The sequence below is a fragment of the Amycolatopsis sp. NPDC045836 genome (assembly GCF_056431745.1).
The window spans coordinates 38,982-56,709 of record NZ_JBWKKF010000029.1 but is presented as its reverse complement, the minus strand read 5'-3'; the positions used below and the strand labels follow the sequence as shown (position 1 = coordinate 56,709).

Below are 17,728 nucleotides of genomic sequence, written 5' to 3'. Positions count from 1 at the left end.
CCACCCCGATGCGTGCCAGTTTTGTGTTCAGCGAGGTCGTCACCGGCTTGCGCCGGAACATCACGATGACCATCGCGATGGTCATCACCACCGCGGTTTCGCTCGCCATGCTGGGCGGCGGTCTGATGATCGTCCGGACCATCGACAAGATGCAGACGAACTACCAGGACGACGTCGAGGTCACCATCTACTTCACCGACGACGTCAGCGCCGGTGACGCCAACTGTTCCCAGCAGCTGTGCTCGGACCTGCGCAACGAGCTGGACAGCAGGCCCGGCGTGGACTCCGTGGTCTTCGAGAACCGGCAGGACGCCTTCGAGCGGTTCAAGCGGATCTTCGAGGGCCAGCCGGAACTGGTGGAACTGGCGCGGCCCGAGTCGCTGCCCGCCTCGCTGCACATCAAGCTCGAGGACCCGAGCCGCAGCGACGTGATCGTCAAGGAGTACACCGGTCGTCCCGGGGTGGACAAGGTCGACGACCAGAACGTGTTCCTGGAACGGTTCTTCAACGGGCTCAACGTCTTCCGGAACATCACCTTCGTGGTGGCGCTGTTGCAGGCCTTCGCCGCGCTGCTGCTGATCTCGAACACCATCCAGGTCTCGGCGTTCACCAGGCGGACCGAGGTCGGCATCATGCGGCTGGTGGGCGCGACCCGCTGGTACACGCAGCTGCCCTTCCTCCTGGAGGCGGTGGTCGCCGGCGTGGTCGGTGCGATCCTCGCGATCGTCTTCCTGCTGGCGGGCAAGTTGCTGTTCTTCGACACGCTGCTGACCTCGGCGGGCGGGATCATCCCACCGGTGACCACACTGGACGTGCTGGTGGTGGCGCCGATCCTGATCGGGGTGTCGATCCTGATCTCCGCGATCACCGGTTACGTCACGCTGCGTCTGTACGTGCGGCATTAATGCCCGTGTCGTGCGGCTGAGAATCACGTAGAGTCGTCATCATGCCCAAGGAACGTGGTCACAAGGTGATCGTGTCGAACCGCAAGGCTCGGCACGACTACTCCATCCTCGACACCTACGAAGCCGGTCTCGTGCTCGTCGGTACCGAGGTGAAGAGCCTGCGTGACGGCAAGGCCTCCCTGGCCGACGCGTTCGCCACGGTGGACGACGGCGAGGTGTGGCTGCGCAACGTGCACATCCCCGAGTACGTGCAGGGCACCTGGACCAACCACATGCCCCGCCGCACCCGGAAGCTGTTGCTGCACAGGGGCGAGATCGAGAAGCTGATCGGCAAGACCAAGGAGAGCGGGCTCAGCCTGGTCCCGCTGTCGATGTACTTCAAGGACGGCAAGGTCAAGGTCGAACTGGCGCTGGCCAAGGGCAAGAAGTCCTGGGACAAGCGCCAGGACCTGGCCAAGCGCGACGCCGACCGCGAGGTGCGCCGCGCGATGGGCCGGGCGCTGAAGGGCCGGTACTGAGCGCGCCGGGTCCGGAGTCCGATGCGGACGTTCCGGGCTGGGTGCGCTCGCTGGGCCTGCCCGGCCTGATCGACGTGCACGTGCACTTCCTGCCCGAACGGGTGCTGGCCAAGGTGTGGTCGTTCTTCGACCAGGCCGAGCGGCACTACGGCACGCCGTGGCCGATCCACTACCGGCTGCCCGAGGACGAGCGGCTGGCGGTGCTGCGCTCGCTCGGGGTGCTGAAGTTCGCGCCGCTGGTCTACCCGCACAAGCCGGGCATGGCGCAGTGGCTCTCGGAGTGGGCGCTGGAGTTCGGCGCGCGCGTGCCGGAGGCCGTGCCCACCGCGACGCTGTACCCGGAGCCGGGTGCGGCGTCCTATGTGGAGGCCGCGGTCCGCGCCGGTGCCCGCTGCTTCAAGGCCCACGTCCAGGTCGGCGCGTACGACCCGCGGGACGACCTGCTCGACGCCGCCTGGGGCACGCTGGCCGACGCCGGGCTGCCGGTGGTGGTCCACTGTGGACACGGTCCGCTGCGGGGCGCGCACACCGGGCTGGACGTGTTCGGCGCGGTGCTGCGGCGCCACCCCCGGCTGACCGCGGTGCTGGCCCACGCCGGCATGCCCGAGTACGAGGCGGCCGTCGAGCTGGTGCGGCGCTACCCCCGCGTGTACCTCGACACCACCATGGTCGGCGTGCCGTTCACCGAGGCGATGCTGCCGAAACCGGCCGGCTGGGTGGCCAGCCTGGCCGGTCTCGGCGAGCGGGTGGTGCTGGGCACCGACTTCCCGAACATCCCGTACTCCTACGCGACCCAGCTGCGGGCCGTCGCCTCATGGGCGGCTGCCGACGACCGGCTGGGGGAGCAGTTCCTGCGGCAGGTGCTGCACCACACCCCGGCGCGCCTGCTGGGCCTTGAGCCGTAGCGGCCTGCCCGCCAGCAGGAAGGCGGTGGTCACGCCGAACACCCACGGCAGCGGTCCGGCGAGCTGCCCGGCACCAGCCGGGGTGGTGAAACCGGTGGCGGCGAGCCCGAGCAGGCCACCGGAGGCGAGCAGCCCGGCCACCACCAGCCGCGCGGTCGGCGCGATCGGGCCGCCGTCGAGCTTGCGCACCTCGAACCTGGCGAACACCCGCAGCAGGCCGGCCAGCACCAGCCCGGTCGCGGTCACCCAGAACGGTGCCGCGAGGAACCAGGCGAGGCTGCCGGGTTCCGGGGTGCGGTAACCGAAGCCGAGCACGGCGACCCCGGCGACGACCACCAGCGCCGGCATGTGCCAGAGGTAGACGCTCATGAACCGCGGGCCGAGCCAGCGCAGCACGGCGGCCACCGGCGGGCGGACCGCCCAGCGGCCGATGGCCGGGCGCAGCGCGAGCAGCAGGCCGATCTGCCCGACGGCCAGCGCGGCGAGCAGCACGCTCGGCGGGCTCATGTTCGACACCGGCGCCCCCGGCATGCCGATCATGCTGGCCGGGTACGGCCCGAACGCGACCATCAGCGCGGTGACCCCGAAACCGGCGGCGGACATGGTCAGCGCGCCCCGCCTGCCGAGCGAGCCGAGGCGGCCGTCGGCGTAGTGGAAGCCGATCTGGTGCACGGCGAGCCAGACGAACACGGCGTTGGCGTAGCCGATCAGGCCGAAGTCGTTGAACCGGGCGACGTCGACCAGCACCCCGGCCACGGCCATCACCACCGGCACCCGCAGGCCCCACCGGCGGTGCGCGGCGGCCATCAGCGGGGTGGCCAGCACGGTCAGCAGGTAGACGGCGAGGAACCAGAGCAGCTGGGCGGCGATCGCGCCGGCCACCTCCAGCGGCTGCTCGGGGATGCCGAACGCCCGCAGCAGCTCGGGCACCACCAGCCAGACCACGAACAGCGGCAGCGCGGGCAGCAGCAGCCGCTGCACCCTGGCGGCGAGCCAGGAGCGGTCGCCGGCGGCGGCGTTCAGCGAGATCAGGTTCGCCGCCCCACCGGCGAAGAAGACCAGCGGCATCACCTGGGACAGCCAGGTGAGCACCCACCAGCCCGGGGTGGCCAGCGCGTTGCCGGTGGCCAGCTGCCCGTCCGCGTAACCCAGCACCGGCATCAGCCAGTGCTGGCCGACCACGCCGGCGATCGCGGCGGCGCGCACGACGTCGAGGAAGAGGTCCCGCTTCGGACGGGTTTTGCTCGTCTGCATGCCTGAAGAGCCTGGTCGGAACGGGGCTCCGGCACAGCGGGGTGGACCGCCCTTTCGGGCTTCCGGTTTTTCCTAGTTCGGTGGTGGGGTTGGCCCTACTTCGCCCGCGGGGAGCAGGCGGTACTCCCAGCCGCTTTCGGCGCTGTAGTCGAGCTCGTAGTGCGTTTCGATCTTCGGCCCGTCGTGCAGGTGGACGTGGCGCATGACGGTGCCGCGCACCGGTGCGGTGTCCCCGAACTCCTGGATCCGGCCGTCGAGCGGGCCGCCGAAGAAGCGGACGCACTCCTCGGAGTGTGTGGCCAAACCGATCTCCTCCTCACCCGGCGACAGCGTCCGCTAATGGTAGGTGAGGTGATCGCCCGGTGCCGCCCTCAGACGGGTGAGCTTCGGGGACCGGGCTGGCGGCTCAGCCGCGTTCGAGGTAGGTGAGCACGGCGCGGACACGCCGGTGTTCCTCTGAGGAGACCTCGAGGCCGAGCTTGGCGAAGATGTTGCCGATGTGCTTTTCCACCGCGCCGTGCGAGACGACCAGGGTGTTGGCGATCGCGGTGTTCGACAGGCCCTGCGCCATCAGCCCCAGCACCTCCGACTCGCGTGCGGTGAGCGCGTCGAGCGGGTTCTTCCGGCCGCGTGCCATCAGCTGGGCGATCACGTCGGGATCGATCGCCGTGCCGCCGCCCGCCACCCGCCGCACCGCGTCGAGGAAGTCGGACACGTCCGCGACGCGTTCCTTGAGCAGGTAACCGACGCCACCGGCCCCGCCGGAGAGCAGTTCCACCGCATAGCTTTCCTCCACGTACTGCGAGAGCACCAGCACCGGCAGGCCGGGGATCAGCTCACGGGCGCCGAGCGCGGCCCGCAGGCCCTCGTCGGTGAAGGTCGGCGGCATGCGCACGTCGACGATCGCCAGTGCGGGCCGGTGCTCCTTGACCGCGACGAGCAGGTCGTCGCCGTTGTCCACCGCGGCCACCGTTTCGATGCCCTCGTCGGCCAGCAGCCGCTGGATCCCGGCTCGCAACAGCACCGCGTCCTCGGCGATGACGACACGCATAGTCCTTCAGGCTCCCCAGGTCTGGCAGCTACCAGGTGCACGGCAGGTCCGAGCGGACCACCGTGGGACCCCCCGGCGGGCTGACGACGGTGATGACGCCGTCAATCGTGGCAGCCCGGTCCGCCAGGCCCGCGAGCCCACCCCCGCCGCGCACCTCGGCGCCCCCGTGACCGTTGTCGGTGATCTCCACGATCACCTTGTCCTCGGTGCGCCAGACCTTCACCGACGCCTGCGTGGCCCCGGAGTGCTTCGCGATGTTCGTCAGGGTCTCGCCGACGATGAAGTACGCGGTGGTCTCCACGGCGGCGGGCGGGCGGGGCTCGACGTCCACCGAGACCTCCACCGGCACCGGCGACTTCGCCGCCTGCGCGGAGAGGGCCGCGTCGAGCCCGCGGTCGCCGAGCACCGCCGGGTAGATGCCGCGGGCCAGGTCACGCAGCTCGGAGACGGCCAGCTTCGCGTCCGAATGCGCCTCGTCGATCAGCTCGCGGACCGCGGCCGGGTCGTTCTCCAGCTTCGACTTCGCCCGGCCGAGGCTCATCGCGACGGCCACCAGCCGCTGCTGCGCGCCGTCGTGCAGGTCACGCTCGATCCGGCGGCGCTCCGCCTCGGCGGCGTCCACTCCGCGGGCCCGCGACGCCTGCAGGTGCTGGGCCTTGGCGGCCAGCTGCTGGTTGCGCGGCGGCCCGAGCAGGGAGAGCGCGAGGTTGCCGTGCAACCAGGCGACCCACGGCAGCACCCAGATGGCGATCGGGAAGAGCACGATGCCGGCGATGCCGAGCGCGAACTCCAGCACGCCCAGCGGGAGGGCCAGCATCAGGTAACCGAAGTCGCGCCAGGTGGTCTGGTCGGTCAGCCGGATGCGCCACCGCTGCAGCCAGCCGCCCTCCAGCGGCAGCCGCTGCGCGTCGGGCAGCGGGGTGTCCAGCGTGGCCCGCACCCAGCGGCGCTCCACGTCGCCGAACCAGCGGGTCATGCCGGTGACCAGCACCAGCAGCGGTATCCCGATCCAGATCACCAGCGTGCTGATGCCCACCGCGGCCAGTGCCACCAGCAGCACGAACTGGACCAGGCGCAGGGGGAAGCTGGCGACCATGAAGCCGATGACCTTCGGCCAGAACGGCTTCGGCTGCTCGAACGCGGGCCCCGCCTCGGACATCCCGCCTCCCCCCTGCGGTGTGGTGACGACCGTCATCCTGCCACCGACGACATCACCGGGGCTCCGGGGAAAGGGACGCCGTCCTCCTCCTGCCGCGCGGTCGGCCCGAGCAGCGCGGTGGCGAACCGGGCGTGCCCGGCGGCCAGCGAGCGGGTCAGCGCGATCGAGACCGCGATGAACAGCACCCCCAGCGCGGCCCACGGCAGCGCCTCGACGGTCGAGTCCACGGTGATCCAGCGCAGGTCCGAGTCGTCGCCGGGGAAGTGGTAGGCCCCGCCGGGCAGGTAGCGGAAGTAGATCGGCAGCGCGGCGAACGCCAGGCTGACCGCCCAGAAGGTGGTGACCAGCACGAACTGGATGAGGCCGAGCGGGAACAGCAGGAAGAAGTAGGCCGCGTCCCGCCAGGTGGCCCCGTCCTTGAGCCGGGTCTTCCAGCGCTCCTTCTGGCTGCCGTCGGGCAGCGCGCGGTAGGGCACCGCGATGTAGTGGTCGAGCATGGCGTACACGCGGGCCCGCTCCACCCTGGCGCCACCGCGGGCCAGCAGCAGGGCCAGCGCGCCGATCGGCAGGCCGACCCAGACGACGGCGGTGGACACGCCCGCCGTGGTGAGCGCCAGCAGGACGCTGAAGCCGAGCACGCCGATCGGGAGGTTCATCAGCAGGAAGCCCAGCGACCCCGCGAACGGCGGACGCGACCGGTGGCCGTCCTGTTCGGCCTGTGCCGTTGTCATGGCTGGTTCCCTTCTCCACGGGTGGTGCGCTTACCGGAACCAGCATCGCCGGAGCGGGGGCGGGACGACATGGTGCGCGCGGGCATCCCGGGGGTAGGGCCAACCCCACCACGCCGGAATACCGGCTTGCGCGGACGCGTTATGATGGACAGGTTGTTGCAGCGAACCACCCAGGGGGTGAACGGTTTCGACTTTGGACGTCGATTCGAGGGAAGCGTGCCGGTGCAGGCGAGAGACCACCGCAAGCGTCATCGCAAACCAATAAGCGCCAAGGCCAATAGCCAGCGCGACTACGCCCTCGCCGCCTGAGCGAGGCGTAGTCTGTCGGCCCGGGAGTGCCTCCGTCCCGGTAGCCGGCATCAGCTAGGAGGCTCACCGCCGGACTCGGCCACGGAGTCCGGTTGGGAAGCAAACAGTGGCTGGGCCCGTCACACCGGCTTGTTCGCGTGACCGGTGGGGCCGAGTAGAGGCATAGCGGACTGCGCACGGAGAAGCCTTGTTGAGGCGCCAGAGGACCCGGGTTCAATTCCCGGCACCTCCACTTCACGGGGGGCGAGTGCTCGCGGTTGGCACTCGCCCCTCGTTCGTGTTCGGGTGTTGTTCTGGGGGTCGGACCCCAGGCCCCCGCCAGGGGGCTCGGCCCCTGGACCCCCGGTTGTGGTCGGGTGTTGTGGTGTTGTCGCCTGGGGTGGGTGGTTTGCTGGGCTCCCGGTTGTGGTCGGTTTTGTGGTGTTTGTCCCTCTGGGGGACGGGGGTTGGTGGTCTGTGGCCTCTGTCAGATGCCTTGGCTTGCTGGAGGGGGGATCGGTGTTCAGAATTGGGGGATGTTCAGTGCGGGTGAACACGACTGGATTTTGAACGCGGCGGGGGAGCAGCTGGCGGAGGCCGGGCTGCGGCTGGAGGCCGTGGAGGACGGAGTGGTTCGGCTGGTGGCGCGGTCGGGGGCGGATCAGGTGTACCGGGTGCAGGTCAAGGGGCGGATGACCGCCGAGTTGGCCACGGCGGTGCACGTCCCGTCGTCGGAGGCGGCATTGGTGGTGGCACCGTCGATCAGCGAGCCCGCCGCTGAACGGCTGCGTGCCCGTGGCATCGACTACGTCGACACCGCGGGCAACGCGCACCTCAGCTGGGGAGACGTGCTCATCGACGTTCGTGGCCGGCGCAATCCCGTTCGGGTGAAGACCCCGGCGCGTGGTGCGCGGGCCTTTCGGCGCGCTGGACTCCAGGTCGGATTCGTCCTGCTCAGCTGGCCGGAGCTGGTCTCTCGGCCGCTGCGCGAGCTGGCGCTGGCCAGTGGCGTTTCTCTGGGGTCGGTCAAGGCCGTTGTCGACGATCTCACCGCGGCTGGTTACCTGTACGCCGGGCCCGGCGGTCGTCGGCTCGCCCGGGGCGGGGAGTTGCTCAACCGGTGGTCGGAAGCGTATTCGATGGTGTTGAGCCCTTCGCTCGTGCTGGGCGAGTTCTCCGCGGCCGAACTCTCGTGGTGGCGGGATGCCGAGCGGGAGCTGGCACGGGCCGGTGTCCAGGTCGGGGGCGAGGCCGCGGCCTGCCTGCTCGATCCGCACCTCCGGCCCGCGTCGCTCACGCTCTACGCCGACGAAACCCCGTTGGCGCTCATCGGCGGGCATCGACTGGTGCGAGCGGAGGGCGCGGGGAACGTGCACGTTCGGCAGCGGTTCTGGCGAGCCCCCGAGCCGGAGCCGTGGACGGTGCCCGCCACGCTCGTCTACGCCGACCTGCTGGCCTCGGGTGACCCCCGTCAGCGCGAACACGGAGACCGGATCCGGGCCAGTGATGATCGACTTGCGCGACTCGACCGAACCTGACGTCCTCCTCGCCGCGCAGGTGCTGGCGAGAATCGACGACGTGGCCCGCGAAGCCGGGGTCGGTTACCTGCTGGTGGGTGCGACGGCACGCACGATCTTGTCCGTCGGGCTGGTGGGTGGTTCGCCGGATCGGGCCACCCGTGACATCGACATCGCCGTGGAGGTGGGTTCGTGGGCCGACTTCGAGCGCCTGGCGGGCAAGCTGGTGCGGCGCGGCCGTGGCGTGCATTCGTTCGTCGTGGAGGGCGTCGAGGTCGATGTGCTGCCGTACGGCGGCATCGAAGGTGAGGATCGTACGATCCTCTGGCCGGACGACCACCGGATGAACGTCCGCGGGTTGCGCGAGGCGGTGGCGTCGGCCGAAGTGGTGCTCCTGCCCGGCGGTCTCGAGATCCGTGTGCCGTCGGTTCCGGCGCTGACCCTGCTCAAGCTCCTGACGTGGTGGGACCGGCGCTTCGACACCAACCGCGATGCGATCGATCTCGCGACGATGATCGGCTGGTACTCGTCGGGGGAGTACTACGAGCACCTGTGGGAGGACGAGATCGAGGTCATGGCGCGGTACGACTTCGACCCGCCGCTCGCCGGTGCCTGGGTGCTGGGCTCGCGCCTGCCGGGATTGCTCGACCAGGCGGGGGTGGCGGCGTTGCTCGGCATCGTCTCCGACGGGGAAGTGCTGGCTCGGCTCGGCGCCGACATGCGGATCCCGCGTGGGTATGTGCTGGTTCAGGCGCTGGCCGACGGTATCCGTGCCGTGAGCGGGCGCTGAGGCACCGCCCGGGTGGCGGCTGGTGGTGGGTCCGACATCGAGGCGGTTCAGCGGGGGTTACGGGCGGGCTGGGCCGTCGGGCCAGACGACGGCGACCGGGCGGTTGAGGCGGTGCGCGTGGGCGACGGCGTCCGCGGTGCCGCCGGTGCCGCGTGCCGGGCGGCCGTCCCAGACGGCGATCAGCAGGTCGCTGTGCTCGACCACGAACCGCCCGGCGGCGTCGAAGGCGGCTTCGTCCGCGGTCGGGTGGTCCAGGGTGACGCAGCCCTTGGCCGCGGCGAGCAGTCGCGCGTAGGTGTCCTCGGCGGCACCGCTGAACGTGCCGGCGTAGTCCTGCGACGGGATCACCGCGAACAGCGTGCCACCCGAGCGCAGCAGCAGTTCGGCGAACAGCTGGTCGGCGCCCTTGGCCAGGCTGCTCAGGCCGATCACCGGTGCGGCCGCCTCGGCCAGCACCTGGTTGATCCGCTCGATCGCGTGCACGCGTGCCGCGCAGGGCAGCTCCTGGTGACCGCTGATTCCGATGACCGTCATAACGCGGTGGAAGCCGCTGGAAGCGGGGCGATTGTTACGACCGTGCCAGGACCGTTATGCCGGTTATATCGAATGGTCGAATGATAGAAATTTCAACTGACACTGCGTAACAAGCGTGGATGGCGGGCCGAGTTCAACGGCATGAACGAACTCACCGGCCGCCTGCCGGCTCAGCGAATCCGGGCCACCACCGTGGTCACGGGCTTCGTCCTCGTCGAAGTGCTCGGCCTGATCGGTTACCTCGTCTCCTGGCGCGCCACGTGGATCTCCGGCGCGGTGGTGCTGCTCGCCGTCCTGGCCGGGCTCGCCCTCCGCCGGGCGGCCCGCCAGGTCGACGGAATCCTCGAAGACGAACTCGACCGCTAGGACACCGGCCGGAACCCACGCAGCCGCAGGCTGTTGGTCACCACGAACACCGAGCTGAGCGCCATCGCCGCCCCGGCGATCATCGGGTTCAGCAGGCCGGCCGCCGCCAGCGGCAGCGCGGCCACGTTGTAGGCGAACGCCCAGAACAGGTTGCCCTTGATCGTGCCGAGCGTGCGGCGCGACAGGCGGATGGCGTCGACGGCGGCCCGCAGGTCACCGCGCACCAGGGTCAGGTCGCTCGCCTCGATCGCCACGTCGGTCCCGGTGCCCATGGCCAGGCCCAGATCGGCCTTCGCCAGCGCGGCGGCGTCGTTGACCCCGTCGCCGACCATGGCGACCACCTTGCCCTCGCCCTGCAACCGCGTGATCACGTCGGCCTTGTCGCGGGGGAGGACCTCGGCGATCACCTGCGAAACGCCCACCTCGGCGGCGACCGCTTTCGCCACGGCCTCGTTGTCGCCGGTCAGCAGCACCGGGGTCAGCCCGAGCTGCTTCAGCTTCGCGATCGCCTCGGCCGAGGTCGGCTTCACCGCGTCCGCGACGGTGAGCACGGCCCGTGCCCGCCCGTCCCAGCCGACGGCCACCGCGGTCTGCCCCAGTGCCTCCGCCTCGGCCTTGGCTTCGGCGAGTTCGGACGGCAGGTGCAGGCTCCACCGCTCCAGCAGGGCCACCCGCCCGACGACCACCGCGTGCCCGTCGACGGTGCCCTGCACGCCGAGCCCTTCGACAGCGGTGAAGTCCCCGACCTTCGGCAGACGGCCCGCCTTCTCCTTCGCGCCACGGGCGATGGCCTGGGCGATCGGGTGTTCCGAGGCGTCTTCGAGCGCACCCGCGAGCCGCAGCACCTCCTCGGCGGTGGTGCCCTCGGCCAGGTGGACCCCGGCCAGCGACATCTGGCCGGTGGTCACCGTGCCGGTCTTGTCCAGCACCACGGTGTCCACCGCGCGGGTCGACTCCAGCACCTCCGGACCCTTGATCAGGATGCCCAGCTGCGCCCCGCGGCCGGTGCCGACCAGCAGCGCGGTCGGTGTCGCCAGGCCCAGCGCGCACGGGCAAGCGATGATCAGCACGGCCACCGCCGCGGTGAACGCGCCCGAAGCCGAGGCGCCGGCGCCGAGCCAGAAGAACAACGTGCCCACCGCGAGCGCGATGACCACCGGCACGAAGACCGCGGAGATCCGGTCGGCCAGCCGCTGCGCGGCGGCCTTGCCGTTCTGCGCGTCCTCGACCAGCTTCGCCATCTGCGCCAGCTGGGTGTCCGAGCCGACGCGGGTGGCCCGCACCACCAGCCGCCCACCGGCGTTCACGCAGCCGCCGGTGACCGGGTCGCCGGAACCGACCTCGACCGGCACGGACTCACCGGTGAGCATGCTCGCGTCGACCGCCGAGCTGCCTTCGGTGACCACACCGTCGGTGGCGATCTTCTCGCCGGGACGGACCACGAACCGGTCGCCGACGGCGAGTTCGTCGATCGGGATCCGGACCTCGTCCTCGCCCCGCAGCACGGCGACGTCCTTGGCACCCAGTTCCAGCAGCGCCCGCAGGGCCGAACCGGCCCGCCGCTTCGACCGGGCCTCGAAGTAGCGCCCGGCCAGGATGAACGTGGTCACCCCGGCGGCGACTTCGAGGTAGATGTTGCCGTCACCGCTGGTGCGCTCGATGGTGAACTCGAACGGGTGGGTCATGCCGGGCGTGCCCGCGGTGCCGAACAGCAGCGCGTACAGCGACCAGGCGAACGCGGCGAGCGTGCCGATCGAAATCAGCGTGTCCATCGTCGCCGCGCCGTGACGCAGGTTCACCCAGGTCGCCCGGTGGAACGGCCACGCCGCCCAGACCAGCACGGGAGCGGCCAGGGTGAGCGAAATCCACTGCCAGTACTCGAACTGGATGGCCGGGATCATCGCCAGCGCGATCACCGGTACCGACAGCACGGCTGCGCCGGCCAGGCGCTGGCGCAGCGGCCGGACCGGATCGTCCGCTTCGGACTCGACCGGCTGCTTTTCCGTCCGCGGCACCGTCGCCGCATAACCGGCGGCTTCGACCTGTTCGATCAACGCGGTCGGCTCCAGCTCGGCCGGATAGGTGACCTTCGCCTTCTCCGTCGCGTAGTTGACCGAGGCCGTGACGCCGTCGAGCTTGTTCAGCTTGCGCTCGATCCGGGCGGCACAGGAGGCGCAGGTCATGCCGGTGATCGCCAGTTCGACCTCACTGGTGAGGCGTTCGGCCGTTTCCGAACTCATGTCCTTGCCTTTCAGCCGTGGGAGTGGCCGTGACCGTCGCCTTCGGCCGCGGGAGCGGGTGCGGCCGGAGCCGTGCCGCGGGCGTCGACGGTGAACTCGGCCGTGCGGACCTGGCCGCCGTGCTGGAAGTCCAGGTACAGGCGGTAGGTGCCGGGGGAGGGGACCTCGGTGTGGAAGTCCACCGCCGGGCCCGGCTTCGCGCTTTCGTCCGGGTGGACGTGCAGGTAGGCGAGGTCGCCGCCACGCAGGGCGACCAGGTGGCCGTAGGCACCGAGGTACGGTTCGAGATCGGTGACCTCGCGGCCGTCCTCGGTGATGCTCAGGCGGACCGGCGAGGACTGCCCGGCGACCAGTTCGCCGCCCAGCCGCACCCGGTAACCGTCCACTTCGGACTCGCGGGTGGGTGGGTACCAGGCGGGCTGGTAGTCGCCCGGTGCCGACAGGTCCACGCCGAGCGTGGTGGCCTGCCCGCCGGTCGGCTTGAAGTCGGCGTACATCCGGTAGCTGCCCGCCCGCGGCAGGCCCAGCTGGATCCACCAGCTGCCGTCGGCGGCGAGCTGCGGGTGCAGGTGCTGGAAGCCCGCGCCGTCGCGGCGCACCACGATCAGGTGCATGCGCTTCTCGTGCTCCACGTCGTACGCGGTGACCGGCGCGCCGTCCGGGCCGAGGACCCGGAAGGTGAACGGCTGCGTGGTACCGGTCGGCAGGGTGCTGGTCGAGGGCACCAGGGTGTAGCCGTTGCGCGAACTGGCCAGCCCACCAGGCAGCTCGGCCGGTGCGGCTGCCCGGTGGGGCTCGGTGTGCGCCGCCGCCGGTGCCTCCGGCGAGGCGGCGACCGGCCCGGCGACCCCGCCGGCGGCCCAGCCGCCACCGGCGACCAGGACCAGCGCCGCGCCGTACGCGGAGAGCTTCGCGGCGGTGTTCATCAGCTCGCGGCCACCGCGTAGCCGGCCTCGTCGACGGCGGCGCGAACCGCGGCGTCGTCGAGCCCGTTCTCACTGGTGACGGTGACGGAACCGCCGGCGAGGTCGACGTCGACCCCGGTCACCCCGTCGATCTTGCTGACTTCCTCGGTCACCGATCGGGCGCAGTGCTCGCAGGTCATCCCGGTCACCGCGTACGTCGTTTCGGTCATCTTCGCGATCCTTCCGTCTTGCCCTTGACCCGAATGTATACCCTTGGGGGGTACGGTAGTCAAACCGGGTGTGGAGGTGCCGCGATGCGGGACGGGGCGAGCTGGGGAACGGCTGTGACGGCGACGTTGCACTGCCTCACCGGCTGCGCGATCGGTGAGGTGCTGGGCATGGTGATCGGCACCGCGCTCGGATTGTCCAACGTGACCACGATCGTGTTGGCGGTGGCTCTGGCGTTCGTGTTCGGTTACGCGCTGACCATGCGGGGCGTGCTGCGCTCGGGCGTCGGCTTCCGGCGGGCGCTGCGGGTGGCGCTGGCCGCGGACACCGTGTCGATCGCGGTGATGGAGCTGGTGGACAACGCGGTGATGGTCGCCGTGCCGGGCGCGATGGCAGCCGGGCTGGGCAACTGGGTGTTCTGGGCCGCGCTGGCGTTCGCGCTGGCGGTGGCCTTCGTGCTCACCGTGCCGGTGAACAAGTGGCTGATCGGGCGGGGTCTGGGGCACGCGAAGGTGCACGCCCACCACCACCAGCAACAACACTGAACCCCGGCCGGGAGCCCCGGGGCTCCCGGCCGGTCGGTCAGGACCGGACCAGGCGGGCGATGGCCTCGGAGGCTTCCTTGACCTTCGCCTCGGCTTCCTTGCCGCCCGCCGCCGCCGCGTCGACCACGCAGGTGGACAGGTGCTCGTCGAGCAGTTCGAGGGAGAACGCCTGCAGCGCCTTCGTCGCGGCGGAGACCTGGGTGAGGATGTCGATGCAGTACTTGTCCTGCTCGACCATCCGCTGCAACCCGCGGATCTGGCCCTCCACCCGGCGCAGCCGCTTGAGGTACGCCTCCTTGTCGCCGCTGTAGCTGGCCATGCCGCACCCCTTACTTCGATCGTGTCACCCCATCATACCCAACCCCCGTATCGAACTGGGTCGGCCGATGGTGGGGTGGGGCCAGCCCCACCCCGGCGACGCCCGCGCACCCCATGGTCCCGGTGCCGCCTGCTCGACATGCTCAGCGCAGCACTTCGGAGCGAGGGAGCCGACAGAGATGAACCAGGAAGTGGTCCGCCTGACCTCGGTGGTCAAGACCTACGGCGGCGAGCGCAACCGCGTCGTCGCGCTGGACGGGGTGACGATCGGGTTCGCCCGGGGCAGCTTCACCGCGGTGATGGGGCCGTCGGGCTCGGGCAAGAGCACCTTCCTGCACTGCGCGGCCGGGCTCGACCGGCCGACGTCGGGCTCGGTGGTGCTGGACGGGCACGAACTGGGTGGCATGAACGAGGTGGCCCTGACCCGGCTGCGCCGCGAAAGCGTCGGCTTCGTCTTCCAGGCGTTCAACCTGCTGCCCGCGCTCAACGTGCTGGAGAACGTGACGCTGCCGCTGCGGCTGGCCGGGAAGAAGCCGGACCGCCGGGCGGTCGGGGAGATCATCGAGCGCGTCGGGCTCGGCGACCGCCGCAAGCACCTGCCGGGTGAGCTGTCCGGTGGCCAGCAGCAGCGGGTGGCGATCGCCCGCGCGCTGGTCAGCAGGCCCGCGGTGCTCTTCGGCGACGAGCCGACCGGTGCGCTGGACACCCAGACCTCGCTGGAGGTGCTGGGCCTGCTGCGTGAGTCCGTGCGGTTCGCCGGGCAGACGATCGTCATGGTCACCCACGACCCGGTCGCCGCCTCGCACGCCGATCGGGTGATCTTCCTGGCCGACGGCCGGGTCGCCGACGAGCTGGTCCACCCGACGGCCGAGCTGGTCGCCGAGCGGATGACCCACCTCGGTGCGTTCGCCGCGGCCGGGGTGCGTGCCTGATGTTCCGCATCGCCACGCGCATGCTGCGCTTCCGGAAGGGCGGGTTCGCCGCCTCGTTCATCGCGTTGTTCTTCGGGGCCGCGATCGTGCTCGCCTGCGGTGGGCTGATGGAGACCGGCATCCGGACCGCGGTGCCGCCGGAGCGGTTCGCCGCGGCACCGATCGTCGTCGCCGGCAACCAGGAGTTCGACCTGCCGGAGCAACCGGTCGCGCCGGACGAGGACGTGGAGGACCCGGACAACGGCGTGCTGGCCGAGCGGGTCCGGCTCGACGCCGGGCTGGTGGCGCAGATCGAGCAGATCCGGGGCGTCGAACGCGCGTTGCCGGACGTCACCTTCGACGTGCACGAGAACGGCCGGACCTTCGACGGCCACGGCTGGAGTTCCGCGGAGCTCGCCGGGAACGCGCTGCTGACGGGGGTCGCCCCGGCGCGGGCGGGGGAGGTCGTGCTGCCCGGTCGTCAGGTCGGGGAGACCGTCGAACTGGCCGTGCGCGGCGAGGTCGAGCGGTTCACCGTCACCGGCACGACGGCGGCGCCGTCCGCCTTCTTCACCGACGCCGAAGCCGGTCGCCTGCTGGGCAAGCCGGACGTGGTCGACGCGATCGCCGTGCTCACCGCACCGGGGGTGGATGCCGAAGCGCTGCGGGTCCAGGTCGACAAAGCGATCAGCGGCAGGCCGGCGGTCACCCTGACCGGGGACGAGCGCGGGCTCGCGGAGTTCCCGGACGCGGCCGCCGGCGGAACCGGGCTGATCGCGCTCGCCGGGGTGTTCGGCGGCATGGCCATCACGGTTTCGGTGTTCGTGGTGGCCTCCACGCTGGGGTTGTCGGTGCAGCAGCGGGCGCGGGAACTGGCGTTGCTGCGGGCGATCGGCACCACCCCGCGGCAGCTGCGCCGGATGGTGCTCGGCGAGACGATGGTGGTCGGGGTGCTCGCCACCGCGCTGGCCCACTTCCCCGGCCTGCTGCTCGGGCGGGTGCTGTTCGACCAGCTCGCCGGGCACGGCGTGGTCGTCGAGCAGATGGCTTACCACCAAGGCTGGATCCCGATGGTGAGCGCGGCCGGGGCGGCGTTGCTGACCGCGTTCGGCGCGGCCTTCGTCGCCGGTCGGCGGGCGGCTCGGGCCAGGCCGGCCGAGGCGCTGGCCGAATCCGCCGTGCCGCGTCGCTGGCTGAGCGCGCCACGGCTGATCCTCGCGCTGCTCTGCCTCGGCGGTGGAACGGCGCTGGTGATCGTCACCTTCACCGTGATGACCGGGCCGGTGGCGGCGAGCACCGCCGGGCCGACGGTGATGCTGTGGGCGTTCGGGCTGGCCCTGCTCGGACCGGGCATCGCGCGGATCGCCATCGCCGTGCTGCGCTGGCCGCTGCGGGCGGCGACCGGGCTCAGCGGACGGCTCGCCCTGCTCAACGCCGGGAACCGCCGGATCGGCATGGCCGCCGCGATCACCCCGATCATGCTGGCCAGCGGCATGGCGCTGGCGATGATCTACCTCCAGACCACGCAGAGCGCCGCCGCGGAACGCGCGTTCAGCGAGAACCTGCGGGCCGACGCCGTGCTGGCGTCCTCGACCGGCGGGTTCGACCCGGAACTGGTCGACGAGGTCGCCGGGCTGCCGGGCGTGGCCGGGGCGTCCGCGCTGGTCACCAGTGCCGGTTTCGTCACCGACTACGACGACGGCTGGCAGGACGAAGAGGGGCTGCCGCTCCAGGGCGTCACCGCCGAGGGCGTGCCGCACACGATGGCCACGCCGTTCACCGCGGGCAGCGCCGCCGACCTGCGCGGCAACACCGTCGCGCTGCCGGGTGCCTTCGCCGGGGCGCTGGGCAAGGGCGTCGGCGACACCGTCACGCTGCGGCTCGGTGACGGGGCCACCACCGAGGTGCGGATCGCCGGGCTGCTCGGCGGCCGTCCCGGCTACGAGCTCGGCCTGGTACCCGCGAGCCTGCTCGTGCCGCACACCGACGCGGCCACCGTGCCGCAGATCCTGGTGAAGGCCGAACCGGGGGCGGACCTCGCGCCGGTGCTGGCCGGGCTGGCCGAGCGGGTGCCGGGGCTGGCGGTCGCCGACCGGGCGGCGGTCACCGCGGTCCACGCCGAACGGCAGGACATCGGTGCCTGGGTGAACTACCTGCTGGTGGCGATGCTGGTCGGGTACACGGTGATTTCCGTGGTCAACACCCTGGTGCTGGCCACGGCCGCGCGGCGGCGCGAGTTCGCGTTGCAGCGACTGGTCGGCTCGACGCGCGGGCAGGTGCTCCGGATGGCCGCGGTGGAGGCGACGCTGGTCGCCGTCGCCGGGATCGTGCTGGGCGGTTTCCTGTCGCTGACCTCGCTGGTCCCGTTCAGCCTCGTCATCAGCGACACACCGGTCCCCGCCGGGCCGATCGGCGTGCTGCTGGCGGTCGTCGGCGGGTCGGCGGCACTGGCGCTGCTCGCCACCCTGGTACCCGCTTGGTTCGCGCTGCGGGCCCAGCCGGTCGAAGCCGCTGTCCCGGCGTGATCTGCCTCATGTCATGCTGATGGGGGACACGCGATCGA

General features: G+C 71.3%; 19 protein-coding genes and 1 other RNA gene. 10 read left to right on the top strand and 10 right to left on the bottom strand.

Annotated elements, in window-relative coordinates:
* The first annotated feature begins 8 nt into the window (after window positions 1-8).
* The 3 genes from ftsX to AC07EG_RS35855 are packed head-to-tail and all read left to right on the top strand — an operon-like array spanning window position 9 to window position 2,328.
* Window positions 9-905: a permease-like cell division protein FtsX gene (gene ftsX, locus AC07EG_RS35865; RefSeq protein ID WP_478257711.1), complete on the top strand. Its 897-nt coding sequence runs from the start codon at window positions 9-11 to the stop codon at window positions 903-905.
* Window positions 906-946: 41 nt separating this feature from the next.
* Complete coding sequence (smpB, locus tag AC07EG_RS35860; protein WP_478257710.1) at window positions 947-1,423, top strand: SsrA-binding protein SmpB; 477 nt, start codon at window positions 947-949, stop codon at window positions 1,421-1,423.
* Window positions 1,424-1,464: 41 nt separating this feature from the next.
* Window positions 1,465-2,328 carry an amidohydrolase family protein gene (locus AC07EG_RS35855; RefSeq protein WP_478257709.1) on the top strand — a complete coding sequence of 288 codons (864 nt, stop codon included), beginning with the start codon at window positions 1,465-1,467 and terminating at the stop codon, window positions 2,326-2,328.
* On the opposite strand, the gene AC07EG_RS35850 is transcribed toward AC07EG_RS35855, so the two are convergent.
* The 5 genes from AC07EG_RS35850 to AC07EG_RS35830 form a co-directional block, all read right to left on the bottom strand.
* Window positions 2,236-3,582 (bottom strand): acyltransferase family protein, encoded by a 1,347-nt coding sequence (locus AC07EG_RS35850; RefSeq protein ID WP_478257708.1) that lies wholly within the window; start codon window positions 3,580-3,582, stop codon window positions 2,236-2,238. The two genes, AC07EG_RS35855 and AC07EG_RS35850, sit on opposite strands and share 93 nt — an antisense overlap.
* A gap of 72 nt (window positions 3,583-3,654) precedes the next feature.
* Window positions 3,655-3,885 carry a hypothetical protein gene (locus AC07EG_RS35845; RefSeq protein ID WP_478257707.1) on the bottom strand — a complete coding sequence of 77 codons (231 nt, stop codon included), beginning with the start codon at window positions 3,883-3,885 and terminating at the stop codon, window positions 3,655-3,657.
* A gap of 103 nt (window positions 3,886-3,988) precedes the next feature.
* Window positions 3,989-4,633: a response regulator transcription factor gene (locus AC07EG_RS35840; RefSeq protein WP_478257706.1), complete on the bottom strand. Its 645-nt coding sequence runs from the start codon at window positions 4,631-4,633 to the stop codon at window positions 3,989-3,991.
* Window positions 4,634-4,661: 28 nt separating this feature from the next.
* On the bottom strand, window positions 4,662-5,792 hold the full coding sequence (locus AC07EG_RS35835; RefSeq protein ID WP_478257705.1) for a sensor histidine kinase: 1,131 nt from the start codon (window positions 5,790-5,792) through the stop codon (window positions 4,662-4,664).
* A gap of 32 nt (window positions 5,793-5,824) precedes the next feature.
* Window positions 5,825-6,523 (bottom strand): sensor domain-containing protein, encoded by a 699-nt coding sequence (locus AC07EG_RS35830; RefSeq protein WP_478257704.1) that lies wholly within the window; start codon window positions 6,521-6,523, stop codon window positions 5,825-5,827.
* A gap of 173 nt (window positions 6,524-6,696) precedes the next feature.
* Here AC07EG_RS35830 and ssrA point away from each other — a divergent pair.
* From ssrA to AC07EG_RS35815, 3 genes are all read left to right on the top strand, one after another.
* Window positions 6,697-7,067, top strand: a transfer-messenger RNA (tmRNA) gene (ssrA, locus tag AC07EG_RS35825).
* 280 nt (window positions 7,068-7,347) lie between these two features.
* On the top strand, window positions 7,348-8,349 hold the full coding sequence (locus AC07EG_RS35820) for a type IV toxin-antitoxin system AbiEi family antitoxin (RefSeq protein ID WP_478257703.1): 1,002 nt from the start codon (window positions 7,348-7,350) through the stop codon (window positions 8,347-8,349).
* Window positions 8,318-9,118 (top strand): nucleotidyl transferase AbiEii/AbiGii toxin family protein, encoded by an 801-nt coding sequence (locus AC07EG_RS35815; RefSeq protein WP_478257702.1) that lies wholly within the window; start codon window positions 8,318-8,320, stop codon window positions 9,116-9,118. The genes AC07EG_RS35820 and AC07EG_RS35815 overlap by 32 nt, the downstream gene beginning before the upstream one ends.
* A 57-nt stretch (window positions 9,119-9,175) precedes the next feature.
* Here the strand turns inward: AC07EG_RS35815 and AC07EG_RS35810 are convergent, their stop codons facing one another.
* On the bottom strand, window positions 9,176-9,652 hold the full coding sequence (locus tag AC07EG_RS35810) for a hypothetical protein (RefSeq protein ID WP_478257701.1): 477 nt from the start codon (window positions 9,650-9,652) through the stop codon (window positions 9,176-9,178).
* A gap of 141 nt (window positions 9,653-9,793) precedes the next feature.
* Between AC07EG_RS35810 and AC07EG_RS35805 the strand changes: the two genes are divergently transcribed.
* Entirely contained in the window at window positions 9,794-10,018 is a 225-nt protein-coding gene (locus AC07EG_RS35805) for a hypothetical protein (protein ID WP_478257700.1), read from the top strand.
* Here AC07EG_RS35805 and AC07EG_RS35800 read toward each other — a convergent pair.
* From AC07EG_RS35800 to AC07EG_RS35790, 3 genes are read right to left on the bottom strand one after another with little or no spacing between them, the layout of a single operon-like run.
* Complete coding sequence (locus tag AC07EG_RS35800) at window positions 10,015-12,258, bottom strand: heavy metal translocating P-type ATPase (RefSeq protein ID WP_478257699.1); 2,244 nt, start codon at window positions 12,256-12,258, stop codon at window positions 10,015-10,017. The genes AC07EG_RS35805 and AC07EG_RS35800 overlap by 4 nt on opposite strands.
* An 11-nt stretch (window positions 12,259-12,269) precedes the next feature.
* Complete coding sequence (locus tag AC07EG_RS35795) at window positions 12,270-13,184, bottom strand: hypothetical protein (RefSeq protein ID WP_478257698.1); 915 nt, start codon at window positions 13,182-13,184, stop codon at window positions 12,270-12,272.
* Window positions 13,184-13,393, bottom strand: a complete 210-nt coding sequence (locus tag AC07EG_RS35790) for a heavy-metal-associated domain-containing protein (RefSeq protein ID WP_478257697.1) — start codon at window positions 13,391-13,393, stop codon at window positions 13,184-13,186. Before AC07EG_RS35790 ends, AC07EG_RS35795 begins: the two co-directional genes overlap by 1 nt.
* An 84-nt stretch (window positions 13,394-13,477) precedes the next feature.
* Between AC07EG_RS35790 and AC07EG_RS35785 the strand changes: the two genes are divergently transcribed.
* The gene (locus AC07EG_RS35785) at window positions 13,478-13,936 is read left to right on the top strand and encodes a DUF4396 domain-containing protein (protein WP_478257696.1); all 459 of its coding nucleotides are present in this window, start codon (window positions 13,478-13,480) and stop codon (window positions 13,934-13,936) included.
* A gap of 37 nt (window positions 13,937-13,973) precedes the next feature.
* Here AC07EG_RS35785 and AC07EG_RS35780 read toward each other — a convergent pair whose 3' ends face one another.
* The gene (locus tag AC07EG_RS35780) at window positions 13,974-14,255 is read right to left on the bottom strand and encodes a metal-sensitive transcriptional regulator (protein ID WP_153029523.1); all 282 of its coding nucleotides are present in this window, start codon (window positions 14,253-14,255) and stop codon (window positions 13,974-13,976) included.
* A 178-nt stretch (window positions 14,256-14,433) separates the two neighbouring features.
* Here AC07EG_RS35780 and AC07EG_RS35775 point away from each other — a divergent pair, with 178 nt between their 5' ends.
* On the top strand, window positions 14,434-15,186 hold the full coding sequence (locus AC07EG_RS35775; protein ID WP_478257695.1) for an ABC transporter ATP-binding protein: 753 nt from the start codon (window positions 14,434-14,436) through the stop codon (window positions 15,184-15,186).
* A complete protein-coding gene (locus AC07EG_RS35770; protein ID WP_478257694.1) occupies window positions 15,186-17,690 on the top strand; it encodes an FtsX-like permease family protein in 2,505 nt (834 codons plus the stop codon). The genes AC07EG_RS35775 and AC07EG_RS35770 overlap by 1 nt, the downstream gene beginning before the upstream one ends.
* Window positions 17,691-17,728 lie beyond the last annotated feature (38 nt).